Source organism: Cupriavidus sp. 8B (assembly GCF_054589115.1).
On the sequence record NZ_BAAILO010000395.1, the window covers coordinates 1 to 233 of the forward strand.

Here is a 233-nt window from a genome sequence, read left to right on the forward strand (position 1 = left end):
GCCGGCTACTTCCAGAAGTTTGCGCCTGAGCAAATTCCTCACGCGGTAGAGCGATTCGTCACGGAAGCGAAGCGGCAACTGGGGCTGCTCGATGGGATTTTGGAAGAGCGCGAGTACGCGGCAGGAGACGAGTTTTCCATTGCCGACATTGCTCATTTCGGTTGGATCTGGCGTCGTGGGTTTCCCGATCTGACGCTGGATGACTTCGACAACGTTCGGCGTTGGTACGATGC

At 57.1% G+C, this 233-nt stretch carries 1 protein-coding gene; it reads left to right on the top strand.

The annotated features are described in order from the left end of the window. Nucleotides 1-233 (top strand): glutathione binding-like protein (locus tag ACYP5B_RS37605; RefSeq protein ID WP_459572962.1); only part of this gene is annotated, 233 nt, incomplete at both ends.